The organism is Collimonas sp. GW821-FHT02H07, assembly GCF_059421505.1.
In genome coordinates this window covers 1-20,633 of the sequence record NZ_JBWKVC010000030.1, presented here as the reverse complement: position 1 = coordinate 20,633, position 20,633 = coordinate 1, and the positions used below count along the sequence as shown (strand labels likewise).

Annotated in this window: 8 protein-coding genes and 1 pseudogene; 5 read left to right on the top strand and 4 right to left on the bottom strand. The window is 55.6% G+C overall.

What is annotated here, in order from left to right:
* Positions 1 to 204, top strand: a pseudogene (locus tag AC07V8_RS25160) (IS110 family RNA-guided transposase); the annotation flags it as partial.
* 20 nt (positions 205 to 224) lie between these two features.
* On the opposite strand, the gene AC07V8_RS25155 reads toward AC07V8_RS25160, so the two are convergent.
* Positions 225 to 908: a class I SAM-dependent methyltransferase gene (locus tag AC07V8_RS25155; protein ID WP_494681061.1), complete on the bottom strand. Its 684-nt coding sequence runs from the start codon at positions 906 to 908 to the stop codon at positions 225 to 227.
* 261 nt (positions 909 to 1,169) lie between these two features.
* Here AC07V8_RS25155 and AC07V8_RS25150 point away from each other — a divergent pair, with 261 nt between their 5' ends.
* Positions 1,170 to 1,565, top strand: coding sequence for a helix-turn-helix domain-containing protein (locus AC07V8_RS25150; protein WP_494681060.1), 396 nt, complete (start codon positions 1,170 to 1,172; stop codon positions 1,563 to 1,565).
* A 152-nt stretch (positions 1,566 to 1,717) separates the two neighbouring features.
* Here the strand turns inward: AC07V8_RS25150 and AC07V8_RS25145 are convergent, their stop codons facing one another.
* The 3 genes from AC07V8_RS25145 to AC07V8_RS25135 all read right to left on the bottom strand — a co-directional run bounded on the left by AC07V8_RS25145 (position 1,718) and on the right by AC07V8_RS25135 (position 17,564).
* Positions 1,718 to 1,975, bottom strand: a complete 258-nt coding sequence (locus AC07V8_RS25145; RefSeq protein ID WP_494681059.1) for a hypothetical protein — start codon at positions 1,973 to 1,975, stop codon at positions 1,718 to 1,720.
* Between the two features lie 119 nt (positions 1,976 to 2,094).
* The gene (locus AC07V8_RS25140; protein WP_494681058.1) at positions 2,095 to 2,469 is read right to left on the bottom strand and encodes a hypothetical protein; all 375 of its coding nucleotides are present in this window, start codon (positions 2,467 to 2,469) and stop codon (positions 2,095 to 2,097) included.
* Positions 2,454 to 17,564 carry a LysM peptidoglycan-binding domain-containing protein gene (locus AC07V8_RS25135; RefSeq protein WP_494681057.1) on the bottom strand — a complete coding sequence of 5,037 codons (15,111 nt, stop codon included), beginning with the start codon at positions 17,562 to 17,564 and terminating at the stop codon, positions 2,454 to 2,456. The genes AC07V8_RS25140 and AC07V8_RS25135 overlap by 16 nt, the downstream gene beginning before the upstream one ends.
* Before the next feature lie 418 nt (positions 17,565 to 17,982).
* On the opposite strand from AC07V8_RS25135, the gene AC07V8_RS25130 reads away from it, so the two are divergent.
* The 3 genes from AC07V8_RS25130 to AC07V8_RS25120 are packed head-to-tail and all read left to right on the top strand — an operon-like array spanning position 17,983 to position 20,217.
* Positions 17,983 to 19,161 carry a hypothetical protein gene (locus AC07V8_RS25130; protein WP_494681056.1) on the top strand — a complete coding sequence of 393 codons (1,179 nt, stop codon included), beginning with the start codon at positions 17,983 to 17,985 and terminating at the stop codon, positions 19,159 to 19,161.
* 53 nt (positions 19,162 to 19,214) lie between these two features.
* Positions 19,215 to 19,808, top strand: a complete 594-nt coding sequence (locus AC07V8_RS25125; RefSeq protein WP_494681055.1) for a hypothetical protein — start codon at positions 19,215 to 19,217, stop codon at positions 19,806 to 19,808.
* A gap of 34 nt (positions 19,809 to 19,842) precedes the next feature.
* Entirely contained in the window at positions 19,843 to 20,217 is a 375-nt protein-coding gene (locus AC07V8_RS25120; RefSeq protein ID WP_494681054.1) for a hypothetical protein, read from the top strand.
* Positions 20,218 to 20,633: the final 416 nt, after the last annotated feature.

The window sequence follows — 20,633 nt, the reverse complement described above, 5'->3', positions numbered from 1 at the left end:
ATGCCTAGCTTGGTGGCATGCCGGCACAACCCGATACTACGTCGCTTTGCTCAGCGGTTATCGGCCACTGGTATGGCCAAAAAAGCGGTCATCGGTGCTGTCATGCATAAAATGACACATTTAATTTACGGAGTGACTCATATCGGTAAACCCTTCGATCCAAATTATTTAACCGGCGGGCTTGCTATTCAAGACGGTATCTGACCCTGACCTCCGCTGCTCGTTCAGGCATTCCTGAATGTATATGGCGCCCCGTCGACCAGCTCGGGACGCGGCCGCGTGCGTAGTTCAAGATGCGCCGCCTTATGCACGCTGCCATCCTGTCTGTGTACGAAAACAGGCTTGGTGTTGATATTCCCGACCAGCTCTTCCAGAGATACCGGATGAGGTTGATAGCCCCGCAATATGAAAATCTGCATGAATTCGCTACGCATGAACGCCCACCGGTCATGCCAATGGAAATCCTGCTCGGACCATACCGATATATGCGCTTCCGAATGCTCCATCCCGCTGACGTCGTAATAGAGAAATTCAGGGGCTATCACGATCGTATAGGCGCAACGGTAAGTCAGGAAATTCAGCAAGTCGAGCGCCTGCGATTTTGGAATATGCTCGATGCAGTCGCCGATCGTTACCACATCATACAACCGGTTTCTACAACCGCTGTCGAGCACCATCTGCGCGGCATCCATCACCAGCACTTCGTCGTACTTCTCGCGCAATCCGAAACGTTCAACGTAGTCGGGGACGATTTCGGTGGCGGTCATACGTGCCTGAACGCCTGCCTGCCGTGTCAAATCAGCGTATTTCCCCTGCCCCGCGCCAATGTCGAGCAGTGTTTTAGGGGCGATCTTTTCAACCAGCCTGAGATATAAATCATTGAATATCCCACAGGAGATGCCAGACATATTTGCTCCGTCGACCTACGTTGTATGAAAAACAGTGAGTACAAGGCGAGCAATCTATCTTCGCCTTGACAATTTGTCAAACCAAATGCTGTTGAACGCTGCTGGACAGGAAACCTGAAGTCAGGTCTTGCTGTGCAAACCGTTTCTGCGCCGGGTCTGGAATGCGGTCGGTCTTATGCTGGTTCTCAGAATTTGATTCCGAAAATGTGTTACTGCAAGACCTGACCCTGGCGTCCCTATTTAAAAAACGGGAGTTAAGCTATGGATTCGATACGCAGCAATTGGGTTGAGATCATGGCAACGGATGACAAAGAATTTTTTGTGGCGCTTGGGCAGCGCATCGCCCAGCTAAGAAAGGAACGCGACTGGACGCAGCAGCAATTGGCCGAGAGGCTCAATATCGCCCAGCAAACCTTGGCGCACTACGAGGTTGCACGCATTCGCTTGCCAGCATCGACTCTGCCCCTACTGTCCACCTTGTTTATGACGCCTATAGATGAATTAGTCGGTCATGCTCAACATGCAAAGCGCACAGGCAAACGTGGCCCAGCACCAAAGCTACAGCAGCAAATCGAGGCAATTGCACAATTACCTATAGCGCGTCAGCGCTTTGTTTCGCAAATGCTCGATACTGTGCTGGCGCAGTCGGGGCAATAGACGTTTTTCATTAGCCGCTAATAAAAAAGCCGCTTTCAGAACCCTGGGTAACTACCAGGGCTGAGAGCGGCTTTTCTTTTTTAAAACAAGACATCAGCAAACAATTCCATGCATGACAAATGCAATACGTACCATGAGTTAGCTGTAATACGCTAAAAGCGTAGGTGTATTACAGCTGAGAAGCCAGCTGCGACAGGCACTTTGGCGATTTTAGTTATTTTTCTCAGCATCTTTTTATCGCAGCTTTTGCTAAAAAAAACAGCCACATTTTCCTTTATTATCAAGCCATTAGCTCCCATAAACAACTTAGCTGTATTACAAACTACGCGTACCTGTATGACACGTAAAATCCCTGTCACCACAGGGCTTTTGCCGATTTCAACTATGTTGCGTGGTGTGTGATCAGCCATTCAGGGGTGCGGGGATGCCCGCATGTCTGGCCTACCCGATATGCTTTTGCGTTTCCGGGAAGGCAGCGGACCAGGACGGGCCCATGCATTTGGCAGGAATCCAGCAAACAATTCCATTTCTAGCTTGAGAATAATGCATAAAATTCTCTGTTTTCCCAATTGTCACTAAATGCCTCGATTATTTTTTCAAGTGGCCGACCTGTGGCAATCGGATTGGGCATTCGACGTATATTATTCTCAGCCCATTCGCGCACCTCAGGCCATCGAAGCACGTGCATGAGAAATGCTAAAGGCTCATCACTCATCTCATTGCTCTCGAACAGAGATGTTAACAGACCAACAAATTGTGGCCGCATTTCCGGTGCGCTTTTAATGATATCAAGGCACCGTAGGTAATTCGGCTCGGCTTTTTCAAAAGAATATTCGGTATTTAAAATATTTTCCGCAGCCAGCAATTCATTCTTTAACGTATCAACAATCATTGTTGCACCCATTTTCCGCCTCGTGGAAGTGAAGGATCTGGTGTCCAAACTTTGAACTTGAATTTACCAGTTACATCCAGGCCAATTTTATCGAAGGCAGATTCCGCAATACCTTGAATTTGCGGACCAGTAGGCTGGTAGTGCCCAGAAGCATTGTCAAGCCACTTCACATTGCCATTATATAGTTGGACTTCGCCAGCAGCCTGAACGGAAGTATTGTTAGTAAGGCTTGTGTGAGGCGACTTCCCGACAACAAGAGAGCCATCTTCAAGTACAACGTAGTTAAGATTCCCGCTCATATTTTTTAGAGCCTGTGTAGGAACAATTTTAGGATCTCCGATTGCGTCCAGAGGGAACTTGTTTTCAAAAAGAACCCGTTCTACTGTTGAGCTATTCCCCTTATAAGTCGCTTGTGCAGCAGCAAACTCTCTAGCAGATTGTGTTGCGCCATTCTGCGGCCTGACTCCGCCAACCCAAGCTCCTGCTGAAGTAAATGCCTCTGCTCCTGTTTGGACTGCTCTTAGCAAATCAAGATTGCGGAGGGCCGGATCGCTCTGCAAATTCGCTCTGGCAAGATATTGGCCGGTTTCTCTTGCAGCTGGGGCCACATTAAATGGTGCATAAAGTAGTGATTCCACTGCTGCCACAGGCGTTGCTGCCAGCGCCAAGCCGCCAAATACGGCGCGCTGTCCCCATGAATTTCCAGGATTCATCGCTTCACGCCACCCTAGTCCGGCTGCCTGCGTTACCCCACCACTATAACGTTCCTGCAAATCAATTTCCGGTAACACCCCATTTGATTGGGCCTGCGAACGACTAGCCGTCACTACAATCGGCACAATATCATCCTGGTACACCATGCTGCCATCTGCCGACCTGCCTGTCTCGACCGTTATAACGGGGACGCGTGACCGGCTTCCAGTGATTTCCATCATCGGCATGGTCGATGTACCGGCCTGATAATTCATCGCCGATTGCTGCATCCTTTGCGAAAGAACCATTCTGCCATCGCCTGCCATGCTTCCCGAAGAACTGGTATCACTGGCATACCCATCTGCACCACCCGACCTGTCTGCGAGTGGAGAGCTCCCTCTCACCAGTTTATTGCCATCGTCATAGCCATAGATTTTCTGGGTAGAGGTCGCCGCCATCTGATCGACGACCGAGTTACCAATCGTGCTGGCCAGTGTATCCATGGTAATGGCACCAACATTTCTACCTAAACTTCCTCCTCTGGCTACTGTACTGACGACACCTCCAGCGAAACCTGCTACAACGTTTCTTGCCCCCACGTTGATCGCACTGTCCATTGCTGCAGTATTGTCGATATTCCAGCCTTTTATCTGAGCCCCCACAGCTTGGCCCACTCCCTGCGCAATTGCTGATACGGCGACGCCCTTCCAATCAAAACTTTGCTGCGCGCCCGTCGCCACGCCAATGCCTTGTGCAGCGACGTTGCGTAGCGCCCCCTGACCTGCTGCTTTCGCGATATCAGCTGCATTTAGGCTGGTGGTCGCTGCAGTGTTCGTGGCATTGGCCGCAGTCGTAGCGGGCGCCGCGACTGCGGCACCGGTGCTAAAATAAGATCCAACGCCGGAGCCAACGCCGGCGCTTATCGCTCCCAAAGCGACGCCTTTCCAGTTAAAGCTGTCTTGCATGCCCATGGCCATCATGGCACCTTGGCCAGCGGCCGCTCCCACCGCTCCGCCAATCGCTGCGGCAGCAACGCCCGCCATGCCTAAGCCGACACCGCCGACACTGCCGGCCAGTGCCGCCATGCCTGCAGTCATTACCGCGCCGACACTGGTAAAGCCTCCCGCCACAGCACCCATGGCAAGAGCCGCCGCGCCAGCTGTAAACACCGTCGCCACAATCGCCACCACAATGGCAATGATGGTCCCGATCCCGCCGCAGCCTTCCTTGCCTGGCGGCGGTGGCGGCGTCGGTAATGTCGGTTGCGTGTTTCCGATCGCCAGTCCCGGGTCATACGGCTTGAAGGTGGTCGCCGTATTGTGCAAGTTGACGACGTTGTTAGGCACCTTCAGGACCTGCCCGGCTTTCAGGACATCTTCGCCTTTCAGGCCGTTGGCGTCGGCGATGATGTACCACAGAGTGCTGTCGCCCCACATCGCTGCAGCGATGGTTTGCAGCGTGTCGCCTTCCCTCACGGTCCAGTTGTCCGCGCTCATCGCCGGATAGCTGCCGCTGATCTTCATGTAGTTCTCGTCGAAATCGACGGCGCTGATCGGCGTGAAGATTTTATAGGTGTTGTCGCCGCCCTTGTCCAGCTTGCCGGCCAGCTCCTTGACGTAGTCGATCTTTTCGATGCCGTCATTGCCGACGTTGCCGATGCGGTGGCCGTTCAGATAATAGAAATTATGAATCCGGTCAGTGCTGGCACCGGTAACCTGGTCGTTGGCGTTGATGGTGACGCCGCCCAGTTCATTCCTCCTCAGGATCTGCCCTTGCTGGTCGGTCTCGTAGCTGAAGGCGCGCTGCTTGGCCTTTTCGCCGCCGCCGTCGTCGAAGGTGGCTTTCAGATTGCCGTTGATGTCGTAGTTGAACAGGCTGTTGGCCGGCTTCCAGCCCGGTGCGTTCGGGTTGGTGCCTTGCGAAGTGATTTTGCTTTGCTTGGCGCCATCCCACCACTCGTAGGCGTAGTTCATGGTCATGGTGGTGCCCTTGTCGGCATCGTCCGGGGTGACCTTGACCTGGCTCAGGGTGCCGTCCGCCAGACGGGTGTAGGCGGTGCTGCTGGCGTTGAGGTTGTCGCGCTCGGTCTTTTGCAGGCCGTCCGCATCGTAGGTTTTCGTCAGATTGGTGACCTGCTTGCTGCCGTCGGCCAGCCATTCGCTGTAGTTGGTGACTCGGCCCAGCTGGTCATTGGTGCGTTCGCTGGTCTTGACGCCGTTGATGGTTTGCGTGGTCAGGTAACCAAGCTGATCGTAGTCGTACAGCTCGGTACGGCCGTCGCTGGCGTAGGTCGCCAGTTTGCGCTGGCCGATCGCGTTGTAGGCCAGATAAATGCCGTCGCCGCCCTTGGCGCCGGCCACCACGGTCACGCTGGCGTCGTCCGCACTGGTGGCGCGCGCACCCGACAGCTGCCCCATTGTTACCGTAAAGCGGTTCAAGCCGTCATAGGCATACCAGTAGTCCTGGTTCTGCTTGGTGTTTTGCACGTAATCGTGATAGGTCGCCGCCATGTGCCGGCGGTTGCCCACCGCATCGTATTCGTACGAAACGCTGTAGAGCAGATCGCTGATGCTGGTGACGCGGTTGAGGGCGTCGTACACCACGCGGGCCTGGGTGTAGACATAGGCGCCGGTGACGGAACGATAGCTTTCATAGGTGCGATTGCCATCGCCGTCGTACTCGTAAAAGGCCTGCTTGCCAGTGCCGTTATCCGTAATCTTCCACACCAGGCCATTGCTGTAGTAATCGTAGACGATGTTTTTACCGGTGCTGCCGGTTTCGCTGGCGAGCAAGCCCGCCCAGTTATAAGCATAACCGGTGGTGCGCCCGCTCATGTCCTGATGCCAAGTGACCCGGCCAAAGGTGTCGATATTGTCGGTCAGCGTGTGGCCGTTGGCGTCGGTGGTGACTTTTTGCCAGCCGCCGCTGACTCCCGTGCCGACGCTGGCGATGCTGCTGTTCCAGGTGTACTGGTACAAGACAGCACGCCCTTCCGCGCTGACGGTCTGGATGATGCGGCCTTCGCCGTCGTAGAAAGTCTTGTTCTGCCCGGTCAGGGTATTGGTGGTGCTGATGCGGTTGCCGGCTTCGTCGTAATTGTACTTGTCGATGCTGGTCTGGGCGCCGGCGCCGCGCGTGACGACTTTCAGCTGCCCCAGCTTGTCGTAGTCGTAGCTGGTCTGCTGCTGCAGTTCGTCGCGCTGGATGCGCAGATTGCCGAGCTGGTCGTACTGCGACGTTTTGTAGTTATGTGCTGCATCCCAGCTGGTGTCGACCTTGCCGCTGCCGTAGTTCCAGCTTTGGGTGGTGAGGTTGCCGTTGGCATCTTTCATGCCGACCAGGTTGCCGGTGCGATCGTAGGAGAACAAGGTCTCCGGACGCATGAGCTTCTGGAAGCCGTTGGCCAGCGTGATCATGACTTCGGCCTGCTGTTTCTTGATCAGCTTGCCTTGGGCGTTGTAGTAGAGGTCGGTCCAGTTTCCGCGACCATCCCGTTCGCCACTGACTTCGCCGAACGCGTTATGGCGCTCATAACGGTCGATCGTCATGTCCTTGTTGGTTTCGGTGATGACGCCGATGATATCGGTGTTGGTGGCCGGATTAGTGCGGGTACGCGTGTCGAAATAACTGCTGCGCTCCACCAATACGACGCCGGCGCTGTCAACGGCTTCGTAGCGATACTCGTATTCGGTATCGCCCGGCAGGCCGTACTCGGTGGCGTTGAACAGGAAGCGCCCTTCGCCGTTGCGGCTCAGGGTGACCAGCGTCATCGGCCGGTCATAGTCGGCCTGGGCCTTAGGCGCCCGGCGGAAATAGAGATTGAGCTTGTTGGCATTGGTCAGCAGCGTGCCTTGCTGCGGCCCGTCGCCACTGGCTCTTGGCACGAATTCGATCACTACCGGACGCTCACTCCCCGTAAGTGTGAAAGGACGTTTTCCGGCAGGATCGATCGGGCCACCCAGATTAACCGTTCCTTTGCCCATGGACAAGACCGTGTCATAGGCATCGTAGCCATTGAAGACGATGTCGTAGGTATAGACCTGATAAGGATCCGGCGTCAGGCTACCGCCCTCGTTGGCAGGATCACTGGTATCCCAGAGAAATTCACCACTGCCGTTCTTACGGATGGTCTTGTTGATGGTTTTAACCACCCCATCCACGGTGATGTTGTACTTGACCCGAACATACTCGGTATTGGGCACCAGTCCATTGAAAGTGATCGAGGTTTTTTTATCGCGCAAAAAGCCGAAACTGAACACCGGCGCCGCGCCTCCCGAGAAAGCGGCGGTCGATGTCAAAGTGTCGAGAGCAACACCGCCCTTGAACAGGGCCAGCTCCACTTCCATATTGCCGGCCAGGCCGCTGAGGTCGAACTTGAATGCGCCGGTGGCAGGATCGCGCTGAACCGCCGCCTGCCCGAATGGATAAATCCATGTCTGCGAACCAACGGGACGCACACGCAACTGCACGGCATCCGCAAGTTGCCGGTCTGTGCTTTGCAGATTATAGGCAGTCAGGACTTGCGGCGACTGCCACAGATACGTGCCGGTGACGTCGTACTGGAAATTGCCATGCGCATCGGTGTAAACATCTCTGGCAGGAATCTGGTCAGCCGTCAGGGTCGATATTCCTCCCTTTGAAAGAGTCATTGTGTACTGATCACGGCGCAACAGCGCATGCGCTTCATTGCCATCCGCACCGGTGGCAATAAACACCACCTCGTATTGGCCGTCCGCCACGGCGTCAATGTCTGCAACCCAGGAGCCGGCCGGACTATTGCTGCTCTTGGGAAGCACTGAAAATGCCGCCGTGGATCCCAAGGGGCGATAGTAAGCCACGCCGCTGGCGCCCGCCGGCAAGGTGGCGTTGGCCAGACGGATCTGGCTGCTGGCCTTGACGAAGGTCGCCTCCGAGGACGCGCTGCCATAGTTCTTCAGCGTCGCCAGGACAAATGACTGGCCGGGATTGTTCTTGGGCGTAATGCGGATTTCTATCGAATATTGATAAATGCCATTGCCCGTGCCAGGAGAGACTTGGGCGGACAAGGGGATAGACAATGAAGTCGATGCATGATCTTGCGAGAATGTATCGACATAATTGTCGCTGACCGTATTGCTGCCGTTGAAGGACGACTGAGTTTTATAAGTAACTGTGACGCCAATATTGTAGTCCCCATACAAATCGGAAAGATCCGGCATGGCAAGCAATATCGCCCGCGGAGAAGTCCCACTGACATTGGCAGAAACTTTCCTTTCTTGATAACTAGGTAACACCAGTTTCTTATAATCGTAAAAGCTGCTGCTGGCTAGAGTCGTCAGCACTAAGGAATTGTTAGCATCATCCTTGGAAACCAGCCTTACCGTCGCCGTATAAGTGTTCAAGTACTGGCCACTGGCGCCATCCGTCAGAGGAATATCAATCGACTGCGACAATCCTCCCACATCAACGCTTTTACTGAGTGCATGCGTACTGCTGCTTAACAGTCCGTCTCTCACTACATACTGCACATCGACGACGACACGATAGTTGCCATAGACCTGAGTCAAATCGGGCAGTTTGATCCGCACAGCGCTGCCTGGCGCACCGCTCGGCACCAGAGTCGATGTCGCCAAGGGATAACTTGTGTGCGAACCCAGCGACAAGGATTGCGTACTGTTTAAACCATCCGCAAGCGCCGTATATCGTATGTCGCTTAAAACGGTCGGGCTGGTGTCACTCTCCGCGTGATAAGCGCTTGTATCCACCGACCCAAAAAGCTGCGCCGTCTTATCGATGGATCCGATAAACTGCGGCGCGCCACCGGTGCTTTCCGGCGTCACGTAGAATTCCACCGTGTAGGCAAAATTGACGCCGCTGCCTCCTGCCAGTTGGCCCGGCCCCCAAGCGTTCACCAGATCGCCGTCACCGCCCCCCCCCGCCTGCGCCCCGCTAAAGTAGCCGATATCGACAGAAAGGGTGCGCGGACTTCCCGGCAAGGAACCGGAACTGGCGCTGCCAGGTTTGCTAAACGACGTCAGTTCGCCAACATATTGAGTTTCTGTTGCGGTTCCAATGTTTCTATACTGCCAAAGCTTGCCTGAGACGGTGTAACTGACACGCGCTTCTATCCGGTATGCGCCATAAATGGCGCTCAGGTCCGGCAGGCTGATAGAGAGAGAATTGACCGCAACGCCGTCTGTGCCGTTAAAACTTTTTTTGGTCACCGCCCAATCGGCAGAAACACTGGCACTGCCGCCCGAGCCAGCCAGGATGGCGCCTTCTCCGGCGCTAGGAATCGCCGGCCCCGGCACCGTACCGGCTGGACGCTTGATACTGCCGCCCAGCCATACTTCCGTATTCGCGAACTTGCCGCCGTCGATAGGAACGTCAATCGGCCGGAAAGTGATCTGCGGCGCGCCCGCCGACACCTTAGGCTGCATGATCTGGACCACCTGGTTACGCTCGTCATAGCGCGTGAAGGTTTGATTCAGTTGAACCTCTTGCACCAGTTTCTGCAAATCGGCCACAGTGTTAATCACGGCACCGCGCAAATCGGTCGTCATCGACTCCATCTTGAGCGTCGCATTGCCGTTCTTGTCGTACATGTAGAGATGACTGATGCCGCCATCGAAGTTCGAGCGCATCACCCGGCCGGCATTGTCGTATTCTGCATACTGCTGCCACTGGCCGTTGGCGCCGCCACCGTTGGTGCGGCGGCCGGTGACTTCACCGAAGGTGTTGTACTGCATCTCGGTCGTCGTATAGCCATATAACAGCCTGCCGGTGTCGGGATCCGTACTTTGCGTGTTGCGCGAAATCTCCCGATTGGCCGCATCGTAGCTGATGTGCGCCGTGTCTTTAATTTTGCTGCCGCTGGCATCCAGACGAATAAAGCTGGTCTGTGTGATATTGCCGTTGAGATCGTAACCATAGTCTGTGACGGTTCCCAGAGCATCCGTTTTGCTGAGTTGGCGACCCTCAGCGCCGTATATGTAGGTGGTTACACGATCTTCGGCTGCCGTCGTGCCCTTCTGGGTTTCCTTCTTGACATGACCCAGACCATCGTATTCGAACAATGTCGTACTGCGGACCTGCCGATTCAGATAATCGACGAACTGCGGCAGCATCTGGCTGCTCAGACGTCCCATTTTGTCGTAAGTAAAGTCGAACTGACTGCCGTTGGCATCGGTTTTATGCGTCAGGTGACCATCGCCATCGTATTGATAGCTGGTGGTGACATTGCCGCCCTTGACTTCGGTCATGGCGCCGTTACTGTCCACCGTGGCGAAATCGACACCAGTGCGCGTTTCACTGGTCAAGCGATTGTTGCGGTCCCGGGTGTATTGCGTGATGCGATCGTCCCCACTGCGCGCCCATGCATTGATGATGGTCTGCGGATCGCTGCTGCTAGTAAAAGCGTCGGTATAGCGCAATGCATACTGGCGTTGTTCGGTCACATTGCCGTTGACGTCACGAATCCACGCCGTACCATAACCCTGGGCGTCGATGTCCAACACTTTCTTGCCGTTGGCATCGTAAAAACTGAAGGTTTGATTGCCATTCGGATCAGTGCTGCTAATGGCATTGCCGCGCGCGTCATACGTCCATGTGCGGACAATCGTGCTGGCGTTATCGATGTAATACATACCCGTGCGGCCTGGATTATTGGGATCCTTGGCATCCGCGTAAAATTTGCCTGTCCCCACATTCATGATGCGCGATTCAATCAGGCGATTGTTGGCGTCATAAACGTTGTTGGTCTCACGCATGCCAACCAGATTGGTCGGCGCCGCCGGCATGCTATCGGGCGTAGTCGCTTTCACCGGCACCGCATAGACGCGGGTCGTCACCACATTGCCGACGCTGTCATAAATATAGCTGGTGTAGGTGCCGGTCGCGCTGATATCGACAATCTTGCGGTTCAGAGCATCGTAATACTGGTAACTGGTGTTGCCGTTGGCATCCTTGGCGCTGGTCTGGTTGCCGCGTATATCAAACGTAAAGCGCTGTATCGGCATCACCATGCTGGTGCTGCCGGTGGCTGAGATCACGGGGACTGGCGTGCTCCAGGTTGCCGTGACATGCCCAAGTCTGTCGTATTCGTACGAACGGGGACTTGTACCATCACTACTATTATCGTTCTCTACTTTCCATGCCACCCGGCCATAGGCGTCATACCCATAGTTGTTGTGGGTATTATTCGGGATATATTCCGTCGTCAGGTTGCCATTCCTGTCGTATTCATAGCGGAACAGACTGCCGGATTTATTGGTATAACTGATACGCTTGCCACGCGCTCCATAACCGAAGTACTCGCTAAATCCTTCCGCATCGGTAGACTTCACCAGACGACCCAGTTTGTCGTACTCCATCTGAGTGAGAGCGTCACGCGGACTGGCAGTCGGCAGTGCACCTACTGCCGCGGCGTTATCGTATTGCGTGACCGTCACCGGATCGCCAAAGGCATTGTAGGCGGTTTGCACGACCGCACCGTCTCCCGTCGTTTGTAAGGTATTCTTGTTGGACTTGTTGTAGCTAAACGCCGTGGTGCGTGCGCCCTGCGCCACAGATGCGACGTTACCGAAGGCGTCGTAGGAAGTCGCAACGCCTGTGGGGTCTGTCGCCGTCCATGTGCGCGCCACACGGCCGAGTGCATCGTAACTACTCGCTTTCACATAGCGATTCATCAGCACAGCTTTTTGCGTCGCATCCAGTGCTGCCGCTTTCAAACCGTTTCCGCTGGCATCCACCATGCCGGCCGCCTTGCGCTGAGCCAATGCCCAATCGGTATCCTGCTCTGCAAGCTCGATCCCCCGCGGATCAAACTCGGCGATCAGCAATCCCTGCGTGTTATACACATAACGGCTGGTGCTGGCGATGGGCGTCCCCCAAGCACGCGTTTCCTCAAGCTTTCTTCCTACCGCATCATAGAGAGCGTGAGTGACAGTTTGCACTGTCGTGCCATCTACAACATAGGTATTGACGACATTACCCAAGCCATCGAGTTCATAGCGGGTTACCATTCCCACGGCATCTGTGATGCCCACGGTCCGACCAGCATTGTCATAGCGATAAATGATCGCAGCTGGAGCAGATATCGCATAGGGCTTATCGATCATCCATTGCTGATAGCTGTTGTTGCGTGAATTCCCCGCACCGTAAGGGCCATAACGCAGATTCTGGATGAGGTGGTTATTGCTGTCGTAACGATTTTCTGCAATGTAGTTCAGGGGGTCGACAATGAAACGAGGGCGATTCGCACCGTCATAGATCCATGTCGTCGTCGAGGGCAAAATCATGCCCCAGGTATTGGCAATTTTTGTGCCCCATGCATCCAATTCCGCTGGTGTTGGATTGGCTTTGTCGGTATACGGATATGCATGCACGGTCTGGTAGGTCAGATTGCCATTGGCGTCATACTTGTTTTGCGTGACATAGCCTAGCGCATCAAAGCTATAAATCGGACGACTAGCTGCATCATAGAGGGTGCGTGTCGTGCGATCGGCAGCATGGGACGCTGGCGCCTGCGCGGCGAGTGCCGCCGCAATGGCCGCACTGTCAATCGCAACCGTTGTCGCGATCGGCGACGCGTAAGCCGTGGTACTGACGACATTGCCCGCCTTGTCATAGACCTGCTCCGTGACATTATTCATGGCGTTGACCGTATAGCGCAGACGGCCATCGGCATCATAGACATACTGCGTGACGTGATCATTCGCCCGCACCGATGCCGGCTGCAGCGCAATCAGGTCAGCGATGTCTTTGAGTGATGCCGCACCGGCCGGCAGATTGATGCTCGCGGCAAGCGCTATTTTTGCGGTCACGCGTCCCGCAGCGTCGTATCCGGTCTGTGAGACTTCCCCGTTCTGGTTGACCGCATAAGTAACTCTGCCTTCAGCATCGTAGGCATAGCGCATCGGCACCGGCTCATTGTTTTGCCGTACCAATACCACATTGCCATTCTTGTCGTACTGATATTCGGTGAGAAGTTTCAGACCAGCCGGATCAACGGTCTTGCTCGATAGTCGATTCAGCTTATCGAAGACATACGCCGTCACCTTTGGCTGCGCACTACCATCCCCTTCCGTCACCGCCAGCTGATTACCCACACCGTCATAGGTAAAGCTGGTCGCCAGATTCAGTTTTCCGGCGCCGGCATCCACCGTGACGACGAGCTTGTTGCCCATCTTGTCGTACTGCGTCGTGGTAAGCACGCCGTTGGCGTCGGTCACGCCAACGGTCTGCCCCTTGGCATCATAGGCATACGTCGTCTGATATTTCAGGTCGGCGGTATCGAGCAGCCGTGTCAGCACGCGGTTGGCAGCATCGTAGGTATAGGTCGTCTGGATACCCCGCGCATCCGTCGTCGCAATCAAATGACTGGCCTTGTCATAGGTGCTGATCACCGTCGCTGCCGCATCAGTACCCGCCGCTTTGGTGCTGCTGATGAGCTTGCCATTCTTATCGTACTGATAGGTGCTGCTGGTGCCGCGGCCATCGGTAATCTTGATGAGATCGCCGAATTCGTTCACGCTGGTCACCGTCACGATTCCTTCCGGCGTGGTCACCGTCACATCGCGCTTGAACGGACTATACGCATAGCTCGTGGTATGCCCGGTCTTGTCGGTGCTGGTCAGCAGCTTGCTCATCGCGTCATACGTCATCTGCGATTTGTTGCCCAGGCCATCGGTGACTACGACGACATTGCCTTGCCGGTCATAGGCCTGGCTACGCACAACACCCGTGGCATCGGTGGTCTGCACCGTGCGGCCGAAGGCGTCGTACAGTGCTTGGGTTATGAGATTCAAGCCGCCCGTATCTTTGGCTTGCGCAATGATCTGGCCCAGACGATCGTATGTGATGGTGTCGGTGCGCTGGCCGCTCACCGCATTGGTTTTTTCCGTATTGATCGTCGTTGAAATCCGTTGGCCGGCGCTGTTATAACTATAGTTGGTATCGACTCCCCGGGCATCGGTCTGTTTCGTCACTTGGCCGGCAGCGTTGTATTGATAGGCTGTGACGCTGGCCGATCCATCGCTGTTCAGTGCCGCAAACGTCGCCTGCAGTGCCGCCGTCAATTGCCCGCCGCTGAGCTTGGCCAGGGCGGCCGCATCCAGTCGTATGCCGTAGACCGTTTGCTGGGTGCGTTCGCCAAAGACATCGTAATCGAACTGCACCACCTCGCCTAAGGCATTGATGGTATGGCTGATCTGGCCGCTGAAGTTATAGTAGGTATAAGTCGTGTTGCCGCTCGGGTCAGTCTGTGCAAGCAGGCGGCCGGCTGCACCGTAACTGTAGCGCGTACCGTAGCTGGCCCAGATGGCGTCGACCTGTGCGGCAGTCGCTGTACTGCCCAAGGCGGCTAATGCCGCAGAACCTTCCCCGCTCAATAAGCCGGTCAGCCGGCCCTGCATATCATAGCGGCGGCTGGTGCTGCGCGTATCCGCCACGCCTGCCGTTTCACTGGTGATATTGCCCATGCTGTCGTAGCTGATGCTGGTGCTGCTACCAAGCTGACTGAGCGCGCTCACCATAAACGTGCTGCGATTGGTCAGCTGTCCCTTGGCGTCATAGGTGTAATTGGTTTGTTGTACGTCGCCGCTGCCGGGGCCCATGGCTTTGGTCCGTACCGCTGCCCAATCGGGATTCCCCACTTGCATTGGAGGTACGGCCTGGCCATTGCTATCGACACTCCCCGTTATCAACAAGGCTGACACATCGATTTTGGTGGAACCCTGCAGGCGCTGCGCCACGTTGCCGTAGCTATCGTAGTTATAGACAGTCAGGACGCCTTCGCCATCGATCTCCGCACGCAACAAGCCGCGGCTATCGTATTGGAAATACTGGCGTATGTCGCTCGTTGCCACCGCAGGCCGCAGATCGGTCAGCGCGCCAGTACCTCGTACAGCGGCTGGCGTTGCCGTGGCATAGGCAATGGTGGCGATCTTTTGGCTGGCAGCATTGTAGCGATATTCAGTCAGATACCCCTCGCCATTGAGCGTCCCCTGCAATAAACCGTCTTTGTCGTAGAAATAGCGCGTGGTGCGGTCGTTGGCCGCATCGACTGGCGGCAAGGGCGTAAGATAATCGATGGGATGACTCATGTCCAAGCGGTTGGCATACAGCGTGCTCGACACCACCCGGCCGCCGCTACCATACTGATATTGCGTCACAGTCCCGTCGGCGCTCACCGTGTGATCGAGGATGCTGCCGTAGGAACCGGCTCCCGAGGTCCCGCGATAAAAACTCCATTGCTGACGATCCTGCGCAGTGGCAATGGGCCGGCTGATGCCGATCGCATTCTCCAGGGTCGATGCCGTTCCAGCGGGATACTCCACGGGACGGCCAGCACTATCGACCAAGGCCGTCACCTGCGCCTGGCTCAACGGCGTGGCATAAACGGTCGTCGACAGCAGTTGGCGCAATGCGCCATCATATGTGTATCCAGTAAAAACGCCGTCCTGAGTGATCTTGGCGATGCGCTGACCGCCAGTGTTATATATATAGTGCGTTTTCTGCCCGTTGGCATCGACGTCCATGCGCAGCTGGCCATCGGAATCGTAGTAGTGTTGGACTTGCGACAGCAAGGTGCCCGACGACGCTTGTGCCAGCGCAATCAATTCACCCGCGCCGTTATAGGTCGACGTTTGAACAAGACCATTGGCGAAGGTGGCAATGGTTTGGTGTTTGGCATCGTCATACTGATATAGCGTCGCGCTACCGTCGGCTTTTGTAGACGACAGCAAGCGTCCCAGGCCATCATAGTTCAGCTGCTCTATCTTCGTACCGCCGACCAGGCGCTGCAACAATCGTCCCGATTGATCGTAGACGTACGTGGTCTGAGTATTCTCAGCGGCGCCTGCCGTGTCATCACCGCTGCCGTCTTCCTTCAATTTGCCATACTGTATGGCGCTGGCGATGTTGCCGCGAAAATCGTAGCTGAAATCCGTGCGGATTGCCTGCGATTTACCGACACGTTCAGCAACCCTTGCGGTGACGAAGGATTCAGGGGGATTGATCGCTTGAATGAATATGTTCCAGCTGTGCCGGATTTCAGCTATTTTTTGACCGCTGGCGTTATACCGGTACTCGGTCACACGACCTTCATTGCTTATAATGAAGCGCAAATGATTGGAGATGCTGTAGACATAGCGCGTAGTTGTACTTTGCCCGCCCAGGGAAGCAGGCGCCTGCACCGTCTCCCTCCGCAATTGGTTATTAGAATCAAATTCCCGCGTCGTGACGATACCCTGATAATCCACTATGGAGGTCAGGTTTCCATTACCGTCATAAGTAAAATTATCTGCATAAGTGCCGCCAGTCAGGATACGCGAGACATTGCCGCTATCATCGTATGTGTACTGCTTATCGTCAGAGCTGCCCGGTCCCGTGCTGTGCGTCAATCGGTTGGCATCGTCAAACGTCAGCGTTGTTCGCACCCCAAGCGGATCGATAATGGTAGTCTGACTTTGGGCCGGATTTCCGGTCGTCGCCGCTGTGCTCGTATATTCGAGCGTGGTCGTGCGCACCAAGCCCACATCGCTGGTCTGGGCAATGGTTGCGACGCGGTAGTCCGTACCGACCGGAGTATAAGTAAACGCAACCTTTGAACCGTCCGATTCCGCGATGGAGGCAATCCGGCTGCTACTGCCGTCATAGGTATAACTGGTGGCAAATATATTGCCGTCGGCAATACTACTGTCGTCCGGGCTCAAATCCACAGTGACTTTGCTCAGACGATTATTGGTGTCGTAGGCGTAGCGCGTGGAGGTCGCGTTGACTTGCTTGCCGGCGGCATCCTTATAGCTGGTCCGGATTTGCGTCAGCTGATCATTGCTGTAATCAAGGTAGGTGACTTCTCCAGCCGCAGTCGTCACCTGGGTGAGCCTCCCCGCGCCGTCATACTGATAGTGCACGCTGTTGCCATCGATATCGCTTTTAACGGTCAGGCGCAGCGTACTATCATAGGTTTCAATTATCTGGTTTGTACCATTGTGATACGTCCAGCTGTTTCCTGTGACATCAAAGGTCAGCGTCGCGCGTCCGCCCGTCCCGCTGTTAGCGACATACATTCTCTTGTTGCCATCATAGAGATAGATGACGGCGCTACCATCCCAGTCAACCCGCTGGATGCTGCTGCCAACCGTATTCACCACACCGCTCAGCAATGACAAAACCGGCGCCGCGCCCGGTAGCCAGTTATCTCCTGTCAGTTTTCCCTGGCTGTTGTAGCTGCGAAATATCTCGCTGTTGATACCGGTCCCGCTCAAGAACTGGTCGCGATCCTGCAGCAGCAGATTGCCGTTGCTGGCATTGACGTATACCTGCTCGCCGGATTGTCCCAGCGCTGCATTGCCTAATTGAATCTTTTGTCCAAGACCCGATGCGGAACCAGACTGCAGACCCAAACCACTACCGGTAACGATGGCGACCATGTGTTCATCCTTGATGAGAATTTCCAATATGCAATAGCGATCGGCACGACATCATCCTTTCGCTAACTCTTGATCAATACATCCTCATCAATTCGAATTGGTTTAGTGTTTTTTTAAAAATATTTTTTTATCGTTCCTATCAAACTGGCATGCTCCAAAAATAAGGAAGCATTTAGCGCACAGCGCTAAACTTTTTAAGCACGCGCTGGATATATTGGGCAAGCAGTGTCCAGCTCAGCATCTGATCGGGCAGCGGCACAAAGATGGCGGCCGACGGCGGGAAATAATAAGCAAACCGTATCACCGCCGATTTACAATGTAGCTAAAGCGCAAATTTAGTTATTTTTTACGCAACACAAAACTGAATTCATGCAAACACCTTGGCTCAGCCAGGAAACAATCAACAGCAAGGAAGTCAATGAGCGCCATCCTCTCAACAAACAGCCAGCCTGATTCCGAAGGCAGCAAACGCCTGGACCGCCTGCTAACGTTCCTGCACAGCGACCCGCAAAACGACAACTTGCGGGCCGATGTCTTCGAACAGGCATTCAGCATCGGCAATGAGGAAGTCGCCGAGCAGCAGCTGGCCGTTGGCCTGGAGCTCGGCCGCGATCTGAATGCCTGGCGTTTCCGTGAAGCGCACCTGAGAATGGCGCAAAGGCGCTTTGAAGAAGCGGAAGAGCTGCTGCTGAATTTGAAACGGCAGATGGAGCCGCATCCAGCCGTGTCGCATAACCTAGCCTTCATCGCGGCCTTGCGTGGCGACTATCAGGCATGCTTCAACGAGCTGCAACCCTGGACCGGTGCCGATCCATCTGTCGCTGTCGATCCTGCGATCCAGGCGCTCTGGCTGAAATCCATGCATCATCTGGGCAAGCTGGAGCAGGCAATGCAATGGGTGGATCAAAGACGGCCGCTGGCCATGCTGGCGCCGGCAGCGCTGGGCGTGGCAAGCCTGATTGCGATCGATGCCGACCAGACCCTCAAGGCCAAGGAACTGGCCGACCAGGCCCTGCAGGCCGGCGACGCCAGCCTGGAAACCCTGCTGACCCGCACCGCCGTGGCGCTGGCGGAACGCGATGTGGCGCGCGCCCACCATTACGTGGGCCTGGCCATGCAGCGCGAATCCAACAACGGCCGCTGCTGGTCGACGCTGGGGCTGACGCAAATGCTGGAACTGAATATCGCAGCAGCGCGCCAAAGCCTGCACAAGGCCGTGACGCTGATGCCGGGCCACATCGGCAGCTGGCACAGCCTGGGTTGGGCCTGCCTGGTGGATAAAGATATCGATGCGGCGCAACGGGCCTTCGAAAGCGCCCTGCAACTAGACCGCAATTTTGGCGAAAGCCACGGCGCACTGGCCATCATCGCCGCCATACGCGGACAAAGGGAAAGCGCCAGCGAACAGATCCGGCGTGCTACCGGGCTCGACAAGAACAGCTTGTCGGCCGCCTATGCGCAAGCAGTGCTGAATGGCGAAGCCGCGGACCAGCAATCGCTGCAAAACGCCATGCACCACTTGCTCAGCAACCGCCCGGCCCCGATGGGCGGAACGATACAGGATTTGCTGCCGCCTTTGCCCGGCGCAAAAAAATAAGGCCGCGACCTGTTCGCTCCGCCGCACATCAACGCTTAACCTTGAGAAGCCTTATGCAATCCGTCCCCGACAATCTCCCCCCTTTGATGCAGCAAGCCATCCGCGCCAGCCAAGCCAACGACAGCGCTACCGCGCTCAGCCTGTTCGCACAGGCCAGCCGGGAAGAACCAGGATCGCCGCTGCCGCATTTCCTGATGGGCGCCGAACTGGCGCAGCTAGGAAAAATGGCGGAAGCCGAGGCAGCGTATGCGCGGGCAGTCATCCTGGCGCCGGAATTTTCCATCGCGCGCTTCGAACTGGGCGTGCTGCAGTTCGTCACCGCACGGCCGGCGATCGCCATGGTGACCTGGCAGCCGCTGCTGCAGCTGCCGGACAGCGATCCGTTGAAACTGTTCGCGCTCGGCTACGCGGAACTGGCCAGCGATGCTTTCGACGGCGCCTTGCATTACTTCGAACAAGGCACCGCCGCCAACACCACGAATGCCGCGCTGAACGGCAACATCCAGCTGCTGATCGCAGAAATCCACCGCCTGCGCGCCACCCAAACCATCAAACCCGCCGCGCCAGCCGAAGAAGCCGCTGCAGAGGAAGCACTGCCGGACAACCACTTCCTGCTGTCCAACTACAATCAAAGCCGGCTGCATTGACTTTTCATTGATCAGGTAGAACAAGGATTCCAGGATGACCTCCCCGATCAACGCCTCGGCGCAGATAGCCGCCTTGATTCGCAGCCAGGTAGCCTCGCTGCGCAAGACTAGCAGCACCGGCGGCAAAGACAACACAAAGAAGGGCAAGCTGCAGCAGGAGCGCGATATTGCCGGGCTGATCGCGCAGCGGGTGCTGGTGATCGATCCTGACGACCCGCAGCGTGAGCGCAAGGCTTTCAGGATTTTTCTGGAATCGGTGCTGCTGGCGGAACTGGGAGGAGAGCTGATCAACGATCCGGCGTTTTACCAGATGGTGGAAGACGTGCAGTTGCAGATGGAAAGTGATCCGGGGCTGGCTTCGGCGGTTTCTCAGGCGGCTAGGTTGTTGTTGGCGCCGCAGAAAAAATAGATTGGGGCTGCTCTGTCTAGCAAACAGGCACGTCAATTTAAGTTGTAACGTTTGCAGGCTTGTCCAAAAATTTCCAGCCAGAGCAATCGATCTTGATCATCGACATAATGTCTTCGCTTCTGTCACCACGTGAAGTTACGTGGTAGACGCCGCCAGCGAGTTCCAATCTTAAAGGTCGGAACAAGGTCCCGTCATGCTAGAACATTAAATGTGTCACTGCAAGACTTGCCCCCATTCCCCCACGCGAAGTAACGTGATAGATACCGCCAGCGAGTTCCAATCTTAAGGGGCGAGACATGAGTCCGTCATGCTGGAACAGTAAATGTGTTATTGCAAGACCTCGTATATTGAGCCTACCGCATCGCCATCAGATAATCAGGATGTAGAAGCGGTCGGGCGGAGTGATGCCGATGAGA